Genomic DNA, 15106 nt, shown 5'->3' with positions numbered 1-15106 from the left:
CAACCAGAAAATAGGCAAGTGGGATGGCTATAGAATATCGCTGTTAACCAGTAGCCAAGGAGCATCAGTGGTGCGAGTCTTCAATACAGTAACCTCTGAAAGCAGCTTGTTATCTTTCCCACCCAGCGAGGTGGTTTCAAAGCGTTTCTCCCGTAAAGCCGTATCGCCGGGAACCGGGTGATACTTCAAGACAATAGCCAGACCATGCTGTGCATTGGCCTGGTTCTGGAATATTTCCAGACCTAACTTGAGCGGAGCATCGGGAGGGCTTAGCAGGTCGAGTCGATACAGCAAGGGCTCGCTCCAGGGTTCCCAGTCATTACGTTGACTGTTTTGCAAAAAGTAGGCGCTGATGCCAAAGCTGGCGTCGTTGAGTTCTCTGGCTGTTATACCGGGCAAGCGCACGATTAGCATGGGCTTGTTATCGATATGTTCTAGCGAGACCGTTGGCGAGGAGGTAATGTCGGCCAGCGAGAGACGCTCTTCAGTTAAGGTTCGATTTTTGCTCTGTTTACCCCAAGTGCTTTCCAGCAACCACTGATCAAGCTTGGTTTTATTGTTGCGGTTATACAGCCATTCTCCACCGAGCTGTAGGCCTGTGAGCACCAGGCCAATCAAGTTGGCACGGGCGGCGACGCTCAGCAGTTTTCCACCTGCAGTCACCCAAGCAAGCGCACGTGCCTGGGTAACACTTGTCATTGCTCCATAGGAATATTGGGCGGTTCTGGCAGCCGCCCAGCCATTGACAACCACTTGTCCGGAGTCGCCGGCTAGGGCCATGCTTGCGCCTGCCAATGTAGCGCCATTACCTGATCGCAATGCTTCTGACCAACGTGCGTAGGACCCTTTTTCACCGGCGATGCTGAAGCCGGCTGCGAAAAGCCCAAAACCATAAGCAGCAAAGCCCAAACCGCCAGTAAGTTTTCCTAACTTTGCCGACATTTTGATTTGCGCAGCCTTACTTGAGTAGTTTCCAATGGCAACGGTGAGGCTCGTGATTACAATACCTTGGGCAGCGGCAAAAATGCCTCCCATCATTGAAGCAAAAGCATTTATAAGCGCCAGTTTGTCGGAAGCGTCCACATCCTTTTTATTGAAATACTCGCTAGCCACCGTCGTAAAGTTAACAATCTGCAAAACCGCCGCCGCCGAAGCAAATAAATCGCCCCCGACAGGTGTGAAAACAGCCTTGCTGACTCCCTTGAATGGACGCTTGAGCCGATGGTCGTCCGCCATTCTATCGAACTCAAGCTGCTGAGCATTGTTAAGCCCGGCGATCTTGAAGCCCGCTTTGCCTGCTCCATCCCCGACGGGACTCATGGCCTGAGCAACGCTTCCTTCAAGAGGCAGAACAGCCTGTTGCAGGGCCTTGCGTTGAGCCGCCAGTGGTTTGTAGCTGCCTTTGGGAAGCTGGCCTTTATGTTCTTTGGCCAAGGTCTGTTTGATCTGATTTTTGAGTGATCGCATTTTCTGACGGAGCTCGGTCAGTTTTGCGACATCCTCATTGAATTTCTTGATCTGGCTGGCCGAGGAGAACTGAAGCGTTATTCCGTTTTTATTGAAGGCCTGCAAAATATTTATCCAGGAGGCCCCTGGAATATTGCGCAGCACCTTTGATGGATCGAATGGCTGACCACTGCGCAAACCCTGCATCGCATCATTGAGTGCGCCTGCCAGGCGTAGCTGTTTCGCTGGATCGTAAGCGGTGTCACGTAGCTGGCCGAGCATCATGTCGGTGTCGGTAAGCTGAAGGGAGTCTGGCAGATGCTGGGCCAGCAGATTGCCAAACTTGCCGCTAAGATCCTGTGTGCCGGCATAGTCTTTCTTGACCATGAGGGTGTCACGCAGTGACTTAATGAATGACATAAGCTTTGCATGCAGGTCTTTCTGGTCGGCCTGGCTCAAGGTTATAAAGGAGGAGATCGAAAGCCCTGGTTGTTTCTCAATCAGTTTGGCGAGTTTTTCTGTCGCGTCGTCGGTCCGGCAAATATCCTTGAGCGCTGCATATTCAGTTGCCAGAAGGGCATGCCGTTGTCCTTGAGGCTTTGGATCGAAATACCAGGCTGAGCGATGGAAGCGCTCCTCGGTCACCAGCTTGATGCGATCCTCGGTGATCAACTCCAGCCGTTTGTTCCAACGCACCAGATGGGCTTGTTGCTCCTTGATGAATGCTTCCATGGGCGTTCGGTTAACCAGGTCATTGATGCCCTGTTGACCCATCTTTGCGCCTTCAAGTGCCTCGTCGGTATTGCCATCAATGGTTTCGATCAGGTCCTGGTACTTGGGATAGAGCGCCCCCAGGCTTTCTCGCATCTGCATCTTTGCTCTGGCAACGCTTACCGGCGTTGACCATAAATTGGCAAACTTCTGTTGGTTTTTAAGGTTGACGTAATCCGCGATGCGTTGCCGTTGTTCGGCGTTCGTTTCATCCTTGAGCGTGGCAAAGCGTGGATCGCCCTGCGACGCTTTGAGAATGCTGTCGCCGGTCACGGTGTACAGGGTTTCGATGTAGCAACCCATGACATATTTCTTCTGCGTCTCCTCCGAATTACTCCAGTCACTGACCCAGCCCGCGACCAGATCCTGATGTTCGGCGAGATCGCGCAGCACGCCGATATCATCCTGTATGACCAGATACAGATGGTCCTGCTCATACTCGCCCTTGACCTGCTTTTTCAAGGCACCGAGTTGAGTTTTCTTGAATTGGGTCGCTTGCTCCCAGAGGTAGTCCTTGCTTTCCTCGGGTTTGGCACCTGCAATCGCGGGTGCCTTGCTTGGCTGTTCGGCAATCTCAGCGATCCACTTTTCTGCCTGCTTGGGTGTCAGCAGGTTGGCAGCGCCTTTCTCCGGGTCGGCCTTGGCAAGACTGACCTTCTGCATGAAGTACTCACGTTCGGACTTGTGCTTGATGACCTGCGAGCATTTGGCTGCGGTCCATTGCACTTCGGAGTAGTTGACATAGAGAGTGTCCGAGCGCGGGAAAACCAGCGCGGCTTCGCCTACGTTGCTTGCGCGTTTATCGGCGCTGACTTCGCTTTTGTCCCACAGCAGTTGGGTAACGATGCCATTTTCAACGCGGTATTCATGAAGAATGACCTTAGACTTCTTGTCGACGATTACATAGAGCCAGCCATCACGGATCAGGCGAATGCCCAATGGACGTGAGACGGTTTTGTAAGGCATCGCCAATTCGCTGGACGGGTCGAGTCGTTCGACCAGGCCATAGCGCAGGGGGATGAGCTGGATTTTGGCTTTCATCAGGGGGCAGCCGCCCATGGCGGATTTGCCATCGTCTCGGCTCTTTGCAACGGCGTTCGGGCTTTTGCCGGCCGACGTGGGCGTGGTCATCCTTGGCTCCTGTTGAAGGCTTCAGCCCGTTCCTGTGCGATATCAGCGACCCGTTCGAGTCGCTGGGCGGGCGTTTGTTCCGATGGGGTTTTGAGAATGGCATCGAGGTCTGGATGTTCTTCCAGCGCTCGCTCCCCCAGAAACCCGTGAATGTTTGCGTAAAGGGTAATGTCGAGTTCGGTGTTGAAGCCCCGGTCATAAGAGGTCGACGCCAGAGCATGCAGATGTTCCCAGCGTTGCAAGGGTGTCACTTGCGCCTGATAGGAAGGGAAGTATTCGTGCATGTGTTCATCGAGACGAAGGACAAGGCTACGGAAATTCACTTCGTCCAGTTGGCCCAGTTGTTCGTCGCTCAACCGGTAGAGTTGCTTGCGCTCAGGCTCCAGTGCCTTGCCCGGTCGTTGATCTACATGCCAGCACCCCAGCGCGGCATCGGCAGTGACGACCTGTGTGCAAGGGCCGAACAGGGTCGCGTCCTTGATGCTGTTTGCATGAGCGAGCAAGGCATGGGTCACGGCGGGGTCGGCGACACGCAATAAAACTTCTTCACCTTGCGGATGCATCACACTGGTGAGCCAGCGAAAATGCGTGACCATGCGATCCCATGGCTGATCGCTGAAAACAAGGTAGCCCCACTCTTTGGGGGCCGCGTTCAGGAATTGCATCAGGATCGGATTGTTCTGTGCTTTTACCCGGACAAGGCAGGGAGAAATATCACCCAGTTCGGCCCACCGCGTACCCAGGTAAAGTGGCTCGAACTCCGGATTATCCGACCATTGATAGAGGTGCCGTGGCAGATGCTCGACACTCACGCCATCGAGCAGCAAACCTACCGTGCCGTTCCACGGCAGACCTTTGGGAAGGCCATTTTCCAGCGCCCACTCGGACTTAAGCATCCAGCGCCTCCTGCTTGGCAGCTTCGCAGATCGCACAAATCGGCTTCTTCTGCATCAGCGCCTGACGCTGTGCCGGGATCAGCAGTTTCCCGGCCTTATCCGCATCCGCCTGCTTCAACGGCCCCGGCAACAACGGTGCTGCGCCAGTCCCGCTGCCGGGGCTGCCACCGGCATTGACGTTGACCATCGGCCCACTCAGGGTCACGCCGCTGGCGTCGATCTTGATGAAGGTGCCGCCGGTCTTGAGAGTCAGTTCGCTGCCGGCTTCGATCACGAGTTTCATGCCGCTGCTCAGGTGAATTTCCTGCCCGGCCTCAATGAACTGCCCCGTCCCGATCTTGACGTGCTGGTTGGTCGCGACGGTCAGGTGATCGTTGGCCCTGGCTTCGACTTTGCGGTCGGCGTAGATGGTGCGGTGTTCTTCAGCCTTGAACTCGCTGTAGCTGTTCTGCTCCACGGTGTCGTGGCGTTCGTTGCCGACGCGGATCTTCTGGTCGTGCTCGATGTTCTCGTCCCAGTCGCGCTGGGCGTGGAGGTAGATCTGTTCCTGACCTTTCTTGTCCTCGATGCGCAGTTCGTTGTAACCGCCACCGCCCGGTGAGCTCAGGGTCTTGAAGGTGCTGCGGGTCTTGTTGGCCGGCAGTTCGTAGGGGACGACGTTTTCCTTGTGGTACAGGCAGCCGCTGATCAGCGGCTGGTCGGGGTCGCCTTCCAGGAAGGTCACCAGCACTTCCATTCCGATGCGCGGAATGGCGATGCCGCCGTACTGGGCACCGGCCCAGGCGGACGAGACGCGCAGCCAGCAACTGGTCTTGTCGTCAGCCTGGCCTTCACGGTCCCAGTGGAACTGGACCTTGACGCGGCCGTACTGGTCGCAATGGATCTCTTCGCCTTTCGGCCCGGTGACCACGGCGCTCTGGCTGCCGAGGATGCGGGGTTTGGGGTGCAGCAGCGGCGGGCGGTTCGGCACGTCCCAGGGCGTGGCCTTGAAGCGGTTGCGATAGCCCTGATGGAAATCGTCCTTGAGCGCTGTCGTGTCGCTGGTCACCGACTCTTCCAGCACTTGAGGCTGTTTGCCCTCGTGGACGATTTCGGTCAGCAGCCACAGGTCGTTCCACTTGGCCTTGGGGTGTTGGGTCAGGGCCAGGAAATGGCCGCTGACCAGCAACGGTTGATCACTTTTGCCTTCGGCCAGCTGGTAGTCGCTGCGATGACGCTCAAGGGCGCGCTTGGCCAGGTGCTTGCCGCGCTCGCGGTCCACGAAACGACCCGGGTAGTCGTAATCCTCGAGGTCGGGCAGAGCGTCGCCCCGGTTTTCGCTTTCCAGCGTCAGGCGGGGTTTCTCGAAGTCGTAATCGCGACGGGTGGTGCGGCTGGTGCGGGTTTCCAGGCGCAGGTCGAAGCGCTTGATGACCGGGTCGTTGGCGACCAGGCCGGAGTCTTGCTGATAGGCCACGGGGGCGAGTTTCGGGAACACCGTCTGGTCATCGCCGAACACCAGCTTGTGGGCCGTGCTGCTGTGCTGGAAGTGGTAGTGAATCCCTTCTTCCTCGCACAGGCGCTGGATGAAATGCAGGTCCGATTCATCGTACTGAACGCAGTAGACGCGCTCGGGATAAACCGACCCGACCTTGAATTCGTAGGCGTTGCTCTGGATGCCATGTTCTTCAAGGACCTGGGCGATGATTTTCGGCACGCTGAGGTTCTGGAAGATACGTTGGTTGATGCGGTGCGCCAGGTAGGACAACTGCGGGCGCAGGGTCACCGAGTAGCGGGTCAGGCGTTTGCCGGAGTCACCCTGGGCGGCGCGATAGATCTGGCCGTGAATGCCACTGCCGTCAGGCGAAAGTTGCAGGAAGGCGGGCTTGTGCAACAGGGTTTCAAGGTCCAGGGACGGCTGCTCGCTGACCAGTTCCACGTCGAACACGAACGGTTGGCTGATGGCTTCCCGTCCGTTGAGGGCCAGGACTTGCAGGTCGCTGTTGGAGCCTTCGATGGTCAGGCTGAAGTGGGTCTGATTGGCCGGCGCGAACATCCCTTGTTCCTCGATTCTGAAAGGGCGTAAACAACATCGACCAGCAGAAGCTGGCCGATGCTTGAAACCTCAGCCGTATCAGGCCACAGGCGAACGCCAGTCATCGGAGCCCGAAGTACCGGACACTTCGTGGGTCCAGGTGATTTTGCGGTAGGTCATTTCGATGTCTTCCAGGTGCGTGAAATGAGCGTTCGCAGGGTCCTGGCAGTTGTGCATGTAGTCCTTGGAGCTGACGAGGATCGCGTCTTCCAGAACGGTGGTGTAGTAGTGCTCTTGAGTGCCTTGAGCCGAGGTGCGGAACCATTTGATTTCGACTTTGCTCAGGCGCTCGCCGGAAGTCAGGGCCGCTTGCAGCAGAGGCGAGGACTTGTCGAACACCTTGGTGATTTTCACCGGCTTGTGAACGCGCTGGCCGGTTGGCTGGCCGGACTGTGGGTCACGCGGGATGATCACGTCGTGATGGAAGGCTTGCACCATCACTTCGTCTTCGTGGCCTTCCTGGAAGGTGTTGCCCACGGAGTCGGCGGTGAAGGCGCCGGCAGTGATCAGGCCTTGTTTTTCGCCGGTGATGGACATGTACGCGGGTGTAGCCATGGATGCTCTCCTTGCTGAAACTTGAGGGTCCCGGGAGGCGAATTTGCCTGGTGGGTGGCAAATACTGATCAAGCTTTGTGCCAGTCCGAAAAATAGCTATATAAATCAATGGTATGCGTGATTTATTCGTGGCGTTTAGGACTTTTCAGGGGTGAAATCCCTTGAAAGTGCGCAAGAAGTTGCGCACCACTGCGCAACTTCTTGCGCACTCGTCTACAGGCTTCTAAAAACAAGCCTTGTAGGGAACTGTCCACAGGTTACTCACAAAAAATTGCGCAACTTCTTGCGCATAATAGCGATGTGATGTCATTCGGGTAGGAAGCGCCTCAAGAGTGGTTTTTTGGAGAGCTTCATGAGGCGAGGAGACGTTCACAGGTCACAATCCGTCGCAGCCAAGGCTAAAGGTCTGCGAGTCAACGGGGGGGGAAGTGGGAGGCAGCTTGCTGGCGACTTCAGCGTACAGACGCAGAATATCTGTCGGTTTTCAGGCCTTTTTCGCCAGCAAGCTGCCTCCCACAAGTTTTGCTCATGCCTTGACTGATCGGTTATCAAACCACCTTGAAGCGGTTGACCAACCCTTGTTGAAGCTCGGCCAGACGTGCCAGTTCGCGGCTGGTATGAGCCGTTTGTTCGGCGCCTGCGCTGACTTGAACGACGAGTGTGTTGATGTCGTTGACGTTGCGGTGGATTTCTTCGGCCACCAGGCTCTGTTCTTCGGCAGCCGAGGCGACCTGAATGTTGCGGTCGCTGATGCTCGCGATGCCGTTGGCGATTTCCTCCAGCAAGTCGCCTGCACGTACCACGTTGCTTGCGCCTTCCTGAGCCTTGTTCAGGGTTTCCTTCATGGATTGTGCTGCGCTGTCGGAGCCGGCTTGCAGGTTTGCGATCATGCTCTGGATGCTGACGGTGGAGTCCTGGGTTTTCTTGGCCAGTTGGCGTACCTCGTCTGCCACGACGGCGAAGCCACGGCCCTGTTCACCAGCCCGTGCGGCTTCGATGGCAGCGTTGAGTGCCAGCAGGTTGGTCTGCTCGGCGACACCACGGATCACGTCCAGCACGGAGGAAATGGAATCGCTCTCGCCCTTGAGGTTATCGATGATCTGCGAGGTCTGTTCTGCCTGCACCGAAAGGTCCTTGATCAGGCGAATGGTGTTGTCGATCTCGGTCTTGCCCTGGACGGTGCTGGTGTTGACGCGCTGTGACATCTCGGCGGCGTCGGTGGTGCTGCGAGCGACATCCTTTACCGTGGCACTCATCTCGCTGATGGCCGTGGCGACCTGATCGGTACCCTGGCGTTGCTGGGCAACGTTCTGGCTGGTCTGGACCGCGACCGCCGAGGATTCATCGGCTCCCAGAGCGACTTTGGTGGTCGCGCTGCCGATCTCCCGGATCACGTCGCTGATCTGCTGCGCCATGTTGTCCAGGTTGCGTGAGATTTCGCCAAACTCATCCGTGCCGGTGTATTGGGTTCTGACAGTCAGATCCCTGGTCGACAGGGCAATCAGAGTACGGTTGACATCACTGACCGCAAATTTGATGTTGCGGATGATCAGTTGTGCCAGACAAAGTACCGCGATCAACATCAGTACGACGGTGGCGATTGCCACGTACAGGCCGCGCTGGGCATCTGCGCGAGCATCGGTTGCCAGGTTCAATACCGCCTGACTCAGTTCTTCTTCGACAATGCCCATCTGATCGATACGGTTGGTCGACAGATTGAACCAGTCTTCAGGCTTGATATTGAGTGCGTCGCCCAATGGAGTATCGAAGGCCAGACGCTGCAGGCGGGCCACTTCCAGCGAGCCGGGTTGTTGCAGGACGCTGTCCATTTTGGTCTTGAAGATCTGCGGTGCCCAACGCTGGAAGGCTTCGAAGTAGCCGCTGAACTCACCGAGGTTACGGCTGAAACGCGACAACAGGTTCGCATCGAAACGATTCTGGTTGAAGGCCAGGCCGAGCAGCACGCGCTCGCGACCGGCACGCTCTTTCATCGCCACGAACTGGTTGAGCGAGCTCAGCGCCCGAAGGATTGCCGGTTCATCGACACTGGCTTCCAGCGAGTAGGTGAAGTCGACCAGGTTTTTGATCATGTCAGTGAAACGCGCACCCGACTCGTTGCTGTTGAGTCCCAGCGCATCCACCTTCTGACGCAAGGTGCCCAGCTCGTCTATGGTCTGCAATACCTTGTCCAGGCCGCTCTGGCGAGGCAGAGCCTTCATCACGGCCGCGGCCTTGTCGGTGTCTGCACGGAAGCTCTTGAGTTTGTCCTGCATTGACTTGCCGCCACTGCCCAGGAATACCCCGCTTGCACCTCGTTCGCGCTGGAGGGTCGTGACCAGGTTGCTCAGTTTTTGTGCGGCACTGCTGGCCGAAACGGTGCGGCTCATTGCATCCAGAGACTGGATCTTGTCGGCAATGTAGATACCGGAGAAGGCCAGGAGCCCAAGGAGGGGGAACATCAGAATGAGCAGTAACTTCATACTCAAAGGAGCATTTTTAAGCATTGCAGACCTCGTTTCTTGCAGACTGGCCGTAAACGGATGTGTGTCGCTATTCGCTCCTTGCTGTAAGGAGTTGCATAGATGATCGAATATCAGCCTGCCATAGCGGTCTTGCCTCCGTTTGAGTGTATCGGCCGCTCAACGGTAAGCTTTATGGGTTGTGCGCACTGTTGGTGCGAAGATGGGTGAGGGTGGTGCGAAATGGGGCGCAGTTATTAGTGAACAAATCCGCTCCCTGAAAGAGTTTTTTGTAGGGTTTTAGGCAGTTAATCGCATTTTTTGTAAAAAAATTGCGAATATTGATGATAAGTGATAGCTTCGCATGATGTTAATGCGGGGTGCTACAGATGCTTGTTCAATACCGGGTACAAAATTTTTTGTCGTTCAACACCGAACAGACATTAAGTATGTTGGCGTCAACGTCAACCAAAGAAAATCATCATCAAAGTAATGTGTTTGATGTCAACGCATTGGGAATAAGGAGTCTGGTAAAAAGCGTCGCGATTTTTGGTGCCAATGCTTCAGGTAAGTCAAATCTGTTTCGTTCCTTGGCCATTTTTAAGCACTTGGTATTAGGGGCGCTAACTTCGATTACCTCTGAGCGGATTGGTTTTTCCATCCCGTTTTTCCTGAAAGAAAACTATTATGATAGACCGACTGAGTTTGAAGTGACCTTCCTGAAAGGCGACAGGCTCTATAGATATGGCATAGCCCTTGATGATGGTATTATTACTGAAGAGTGGCTTTACTGGACTCGTGAGTCCAGAGAAACACTGCTTTTTCATAGAGAAGGGCAGGAAATAAATTTTAACCAGCGCTCTTTTTCTGAGGCAAAACTTTTTGTTTCAAGATTCGGTGATAAAAATATTGTTGAAAAAACAAAACCGACTGTACCTTTCATTGCAGTATTGTCTTCCTTCGATGGAGAAAAGTCTAATCAGGTTGTCGAGTGGTTTAGGAACTTTAATGCTATTTCTGGCATTTCAGATGATGGCTATAAAGAGTTTACGACTACCCTTTATCAGAAAGACCCTGAGTTTAAAGCCTGGGCTCTGGACGTTCTGAAAAGTGTCCAGATCGATGATGTGGAAATTATCGAGGAAGAGGCGAAGGGGCCTTTGTCATTTTATGAGGGAAGACATTCTTCTGGAGCTGCCTCCGGTATGGAGCCTTCGGTAAAAAATGACAGTGGTAAAAGCAAAAAGATAAATATTGTGAAATCCAAGGGCGAGGACGGTGAACGCTATGAAGTTCCCTTTGCCTTAGAGTCGGAGGGCACCAAGAAATTATTCTATCTGTTGGGGCCTTGGTATAACTCAATAAAAAAACAAGAGGTTTTATTTGTTGATGAATTTGACAGCAAGTTTCATACCCTGCTGAGCGAATTCATCATCAAGCTCTATCATGAAAAAAACACCCAGGGCAGTCAGCTCTTGCTGACCTGTCATGACACTAACTTGCTGGATAAAAAGATTTTTCGTCGTGATCAGATATGGTTTGTCGAAAAAAACCAAGAGCAGGAAAGTGAGCTGTTTTCGCTGTTGGAATACAAAGAGCACTACACACGAAAAGGCGATAGCTACAGTAAAGATTATTTAGCCGGAAAATATGGCGCCATTCCCCTGTTTTCAACGTCTCAGCTTTTGGATGAGGTTTGCGATGGGGAGGGATAGATCCGGGCGTGGCAAGCTTGAGCGTAAAGAGAATACCCGTGAGGAGCGCAAGCCTGTTGTGCTGGCAGAGCTTATTGTGTTCAGTTTTAAACACCTTGAGGAGTCTCAGCCCAAAGATGATCCTCAGACCCTTCAAGTGTGGCAGCAGGAAAAGCTGTTTCCTGCTTTATTGACGCGTCTGAAAGAGCTGTCTCGTTTGACCCGAGACGAGGCTGTTAAACAGCAGCTTATCAAGGTATATGGTGACTTTCCGCCTCGTAGTGATTTCACCGCCCCAAGCCACATTGACAAAAATGTGGCTTGGGGCGTGATAAAGGGAGTGGGTGGCCAGAGGGGCACGGTGGCGGGCTATATGATTGAAAATACGTTTTATGTGGTATTTCTGGATAAAGACCACCGCTTCTGGATAACAGAAAAGAAAAACACATGATCGTGTAAAACCTTACAGCACTTTGTCCAGCCCGAAGCGTTTTTTCAATCCTCCTTCCAGTAGCCCCTTGGGCAACAGCCATGACATCAGCGGCAAGACCCGCGAGCCGTTGCCCAAGCGCAGCAGGCGTGGCGGGTTTGCCTGCTGGATGGCCTTGAGCAGTTCCCGGGCGAAGTCGGTGGCTGGCGTCGGGTTGTCCTGGGATGCTTTGGCTCTGGAGCGGATGCCTTCGCGTATGGGCCACCAGGGGGATTGTTCGCTGATCAGTTGTTCGGCTTCATGGGTGGCGTTTTTCGCGAAACTCGAGGCGATGGCGCCGGGCTGTACTTCCATGACCTGAATCGAGAACGGTGCCAGTTCCAGGCGCAATGCATCGCTCAGTGCATGCACAGCCGCCTTTGAGGCGCAGTAGGCTCCAGCAAAGGGAGTGACCAGCACGCCCGAGACGCTGCCGATATTCACCACCAGCCCTTTGCTGCGCCGCAAGGCCGGAAACAAGGCCCGGGTGACGCCCACCACGGAAAACACATTGGTCTCGAACTGACGCTGCATGGCCTCTACGCCACCATCGAGCAGCGGCCCCATCGCGCCATAGCCTGCGTTGTTGATCAGCACGTCCACGCCGACGCCTTGCCGTTCAAGTTCACTGGCCAGGTGTTCCAGGGCGGAGCTGTCATTGACGTCCAGTTGGATGGCGCTGAAACCGGCAGCATTGAGGCCTGCGACGTCTTCAGCCTTGCGTGCCGTGGCCCAGACGTCATAACCCGCGTTTTTGAATGCGTCCGCCAGAGCCCGGCCAATGCCGCTCGAGCAGCCGGTGATAAGTGCTGTAGGCATGTGGTTTTCCTTAATCCGAGAAGCTGCCTTGAAGGTGTTCGGGACGAAACTCCAGGCTTTGTGGGCGATAGCCCGGCCGCAACGGCGGCAACGGCAGGCAGTCCTGCCACTGACTGCCCGGCTGCAATACACCGGGGCCACTGTAATGCGGCGCAGTGTAGGCATCTTCAGCGAGGTTCACGGTATCGCCGGGTGCATAGGCCGCCACGCGCCAGCGTAGTTCGCGCAGGGGAACCGTGTTGGTATTGTCGATGAGCACCAGCAAGGGTTTGCCTGCCGGGCATTGTTGCGGCGCGTAATCCAGACGCAACCCCAGGCGCTCCAGTTGACGCGCTTCGCGGCTGTCCTGCCAGATCACGACGGTAGCGACTACCCCCAGGCCTGCGGCAGCCGCCAGTGATACCGGCAAGGCCTTTGCCGGATAGCGCAGCAGCAGGATGAGCCAGGTCAGGATAAGCACAATACCAATCAGCATGATGTGCATCTCGTCAGCATGGAAGCTGGCATCGTACCGAAAGGCAGGTGAGCTTTACCAATGGCAGTCATGAATGACGGGATATTCTGCCTGGCCCTGTTGTGCCGAGGTTAATTCTTCATGTCGCAGGCTAGGCTTTGTACGATCGGTGATGCTGCGTTAAAAACAGGCTCGTGCGCGAGTCCGGGCTGGGCGACCCCATCGCAATGCTCATTTACAACACGTAAAGTCGAGCGCGACTTCGACCGTTCCTCGCCTGTTTTTGCCTTGCCTGACCTTCGCTCGCCTACTTTTCGTACAGAGCCTAGACAATGCTGTACTCGATGGAGTCTTTGCCGGCCATCCAGATGTCACCATAGACCCTGAGAAACACCCGGATCCTGGCTTTGTCTCCGCGCTTGAACGTGCCGGTGATTTGGTCTTTTGTCACGGTATCAATCGAGGCTTCCCCTGATTTGAACGTAATCAAGTTCGAGTTGATGTTAGCGCTATAGTCCAGTGTGGAAAAAGTCATGATCAGCTCATCAAAGATCTCTTCCTTGAAGGCCGGAAGTACCAGAGTGAACCCTCTGTTTGCAATGCTGAAATCCAGTTCTGAAGTTTCGTTTGCCTCGCGTACATAAGGCACCGTGATAGCCTCGGAGGGAGTGGCGTCACTCAGTTGGATTTGCAGGTTTATAACGTCTGATTTGCTTTTGGTAGTGCTCATTTAATATCATCCTGAAATAATTTTATACAAGGTGTAATAAGGTTTTAGTATGGGGTGCTTTTGGTAAGTGTCTATTTGATGGCCAAGTGTTACTTCCATGTTGTAATGTTTGAGCAAGGTTAAGAGTATCTTGAAGGGCATGTCTACTGTCATTTGTGACAGGAAGCGACAGTCGGATATGTATAGGGTTAATGGTTTCAGGGTGTAAGGTTTTTGAAAAAATAAGTTGCGGATTGTAATTGTGGGGGGGTAAGTGGGTAAGTTGCTTCAAGCTTCAAGCTTCAAGCTTATAGCTTATAGCTTATAGCTTATAGCTTGAGGCTTATAGCTTGCCGCCTAAAACTCCACCTATCCGAAACTTTCTCTGCGCTGGCAACCGCTGAACTAGTCTTCATGCAGTGACTGGCAGAGGTTCACGCCATGGATGGCTTATCCGCAGATCTACATCGAGACACACCGACGCTCGCGGTCGTTGATCCGCGGCGTCTGTCTGTGCGCTCCGTGGCCTGGTACCGCAAGCAAGCCAATGATGCGCCTGCCTTGCGTATCAATCGCTCGCTCTTTGATCCGGCTGGCCGGCCGATTGGCAGCCACGACCCCAGGCTTTGGGAAGAAGGCGCGCCAGCCAATCTCGTCAATGTTCATTCCCTCAGTGCTCAAGTGCTGGTCAGCGAAAGCGTCGATGCCGGTTGGCGGGTTTCGTTGCTGAGCGAAAGTAGCGAAGTGCTGCAAGCCTGGGACAGTCGTGGCACTGTCCGGCGTGTGGAACATGATGAACTGCTCAGACCAACAGGTGTTTTTGAAAATGATCGCTGCATTGAGCGTCTTGCGTATGGCGGTGTGAATTCAGCTCCCCACAACCAGTGCGGCCAGTTGATTCGTCACGACGACCCGGCAGGCACGTGTTTGAATATCGAGTTTGGCCTGACCGGCGCAGTGATCGAGCAGACGCAGCATTTTCTCAAGGACTTCACCGGCCCCGACTGGCCCGAATCGCTGTCAGAGCGCGACGCCTTGCTGGAACCTGGTAGCGGCGCGACCACGGGCTGGGCTTATAACCCGCTCGGCGAGGTCATCGGGCAAACCGATGCGCAGGGTAATGTTCAGCGTTTTGCCCAAACGGTGGCAGGTGAGTTGCACTCCTGCCATTTGCAACTCAGCGGGCAGCCTGAGCAGATACTGGTCAATGAGATTCGCTACGACGCCCAAGGCCGTGTGGAGTCGGAAACGGCAGGTAATGGCGTAATCACCACTGCTCGGTATGGTGATGAAGACGGTCGGCTGCTTGAGTTGAAAGCGATACGCAGCGCCGGTGAGTTATTGCAGGACCTGGCTTACGACTACGACCCGACGGGTAATGTCATCCGCATCGAAGATCGTGCCCAGCCGATCCGGTACTTCGCCAATCAGCGCATCGAGCCGGTTTCAACGTATCAATACGACACGCTGTATCAACTGACAGAAGCCACGGGCCGAGAGTTGGCGACGGTCAATCACGGCCCCGTCTTTGCAGATTTTCAGAGCCCAGCGGACCCCGCACAACTGGCCAATTACACGCAGACCTACGATTACGATGCGGGTGGCAATCTGAAGCAGTTGACTCATGTC

Annotated in this window: 10 protein-coding genes and 2 pseudogenes; 3 read left to right on the top strand and 9 right to left on the bottom strand. The window is 54.7% G+C overall.

The features are described 5' to 3' along the window. Positions 1–27: 27 nt before the first annotated feature. From CKW23_RS05025 to CKW23_RS27155, 6 genes and pseudogenes are all read right to left on the bottom strand, one after another. The gene (locus CKW23_RS05025) at positions 28–3348 is read right to left on the bottom strand and encodes a toxin VasX (RefSeq protein WP_095067148.1); all 3321 of its coding nucleotides are present in this window, start codon (positions 3346–3348) and stop codon (positions 28–30) included. Then, positions 3345–4244, bottom strand: coding sequence for a DUF4123 domain-containing protein (locus CKW23_RS05020; protein ID WP_095067147.1), 900 nt, complete (start codon positions 4242–4244; stop codon positions 3345–3347). The genes CKW23_RS05025 and CKW23_RS05020 overlap by 4 nt, the downstream gene beginning before the upstream one ends. Further along, the gene (tssI, locus tag CKW23_RS05015) at positions 4237–6279 is read right to left on the bottom strand and encodes a type VI secretion system tip protein TssI/VgrG (protein ID WP_095067146.1); all 2043 of its coding nucleotides are present in this window, start codon (positions 6277–6279) and stop codon (positions 4237–4239) included. The genes CKW23_RS05020 and tssI overlap by 8 nt, the downstream gene beginning before the upstream one ends. Positions 6280–6357: 78 nt before the next feature. After that, on the bottom strand, positions 6358–6873 hold the full coding sequence (locus CKW23_RS05010) for an Hcp family type VI secretion system effector (RefSeq protein WP_025258081.1): 516 nt from the start codon (positions 6871–6873) through the stop codon (positions 6358–6360). 548 nt (positions 6874–7421) lie between these two features. Further along, a complete protein-coding gene (locus CKW23_RS27160) occupies positions 7422–8129 on the bottom strand; it encodes a methyl-accepting chemotaxis protein (RefSeq protein ID WP_371856551.1) in 708 nt (235 codons plus the stop codon). A 153-nt stretch (positions 8130–8282) separates the two neighbouring features. After that, positions 8283–9260: pseudogene (locus tag CKW23_RS27155) on the bottom strand (nitrate- and nitrite sensing domain-containing protein); the annotation flags it as partial. A gap of 521 nt (positions 9261–9781) precedes the next feature. Here CKW23_RS27155 and CKW23_RS05000 point away from each other — a divergent pair. Then, positions 9782–11047, top strand: a complete 1266-nt coding sequence (locus CKW23_RS05000) for an ATP/GTP-binding protein (protein ID WP_200995188.1) — start codon at positions 9782–9784, stop codon at positions 11045–11047. After that, the gene (locus CKW23_RS04995; protein WP_025258704.1) at positions 11034–11477 is read left to right on the top strand and encodes a hypothetical protein; all 444 of its coding nucleotides are present in this window, start codon (positions 11034–11036) and stop codon (positions 11475–11477) included. The genes CKW23_RS05000 and CKW23_RS04995 overlap by 14 nt, the downstream gene beginning before the upstream one ends. A 12-nt stretch (positions 11478–11489) precedes the next feature. On the opposite strand, the gene CKW23_RS04990 is transcribed toward CKW23_RS04995, so the two are convergent. The 3 genes from CKW23_RS04990 to CKW23_RS04980 all read right to left on the bottom strand — a co-directional run bounded on the left by CKW23_RS04990 (position 11490) and on the right by CKW23_RS04980 (position 13498). Next, entirely contained in the window at positions 11490–12314 is an 825-nt protein-coding gene (locus CKW23_RS04990; protein ID WP_025258705.1) for an SDR family oxidoreductase, read from the bottom strand. A gap of 10 nt (positions 12315–12324) precedes the next feature. After that, complete coding sequence (locus CKW23_RS04985; protein ID WP_095067213.1) at positions 12325–12789, bottom strand: multidrug transporter; 465 nt, start codon at positions 12787–12789, stop codon at positions 12325–12327. Between the two features lie 304 nt (positions 12790–13093). Further along, complete coding sequence (locus CKW23_RS04980; protein WP_095067144.1) at positions 13094–13498, bottom strand: hypothetical protein; 405 nt, start codon at positions 13496–13498, stop codon at positions 13094–13096. A 420-nt stretch (positions 13499–13918) separates the two neighbouring features. Here CKW23_RS04980 and CKW23_RS04975 point away from each other — a divergent pair. Continuing rightward, positions 13919–15106, top strand: a pseudogene (locus CKW23_RS04975) (RHS repeat protein); the annotation flags it as partial.

Origin of the sequence: Pseudomonas sp. Irchel 3A18 (genome assembly GCF_900187465.1) — a bacterium.
Taxonomy (GTDB): Bacteria; Pseudomonadota; Gammaproteobacteria; order Pseudomonadales; family Pseudomonadaceae; genus Aquipseudomonas; species Aquipseudomonas cichorii.
Note: the sequence above shows the minus strand (reverse complement) of the source record. Positions and strands in the feature narration are given on the sequence as shown.

Coding starts and splice junctions, on each gene's coding strand:
- CKW23_RS05025 (WP_095067148.1), bottom strand. CDS start 3,348: ATGACCACGCCCACGTCGGCCGGCAAAAGCCCGAACGCCGTTGCAAAG.
- CKW23_RS05010 (WP_025258081.1), bottom strand. CDS start 6,873: ATGGCTACACCCGCGTACATGTCCATCACCGGCGAAAAACAAGGCCTG.
- CKW23_RS04980 (WP_095067144.1), bottom strand. CDS start 13,498: ATGAGCACTACCAAAAGCAAATCAGACGTTATAAACCTGCAAATCCAA.
- CKW23_RS27160 (WP_371856551.1), bottom strand. CDS start 8,129: ATGAGTGCCACGGTAAAGGATGTCGCTCGCAGCACCACCGACGCCGCC.
- CKW23_RS04985 (WP_095067213.1), bottom strand. CDS start 12,789: ATGCTGATTGGTATTGTGCTTATCCTGACCTGGCTCATCCTGCTGCTG.
- CKW23_RS05020 (WP_095067147.1), bottom strand. CDS start 4,244: ATGCTTAAGTCCGAGTGGGCGCTGGAAAATGGCCTTCCCAAAGGTCTG.
- tssI (WP_095067146.1), bottom strand. CDS start 6,279: ATGTTCGCGCCGGCCAATCAGACCCACTTCAGCCTGACCATCGAAGGC.
- CKW23_RS05000 (WP_200995188.1), top strand. CDS start 9,782: ATGTTGGCGTCAACGTCAACCAAAGAAAATCATCATCAAAGTAATGTG.
- CKW23_RS04995 (WP_025258704.1), top strand. CDS start 11,034: ATGGGGAGGGATAGATCCGGGCGTGGCAAGCTTGAGCGTAAAGAGAAT.
- CKW23_RS04990 (WP_025258705.1), bottom strand. CDS start 12,314: ATGCCTACAGCACTTATCACCGGCTGCTCGAGCGGCATTGGCCGGGCT.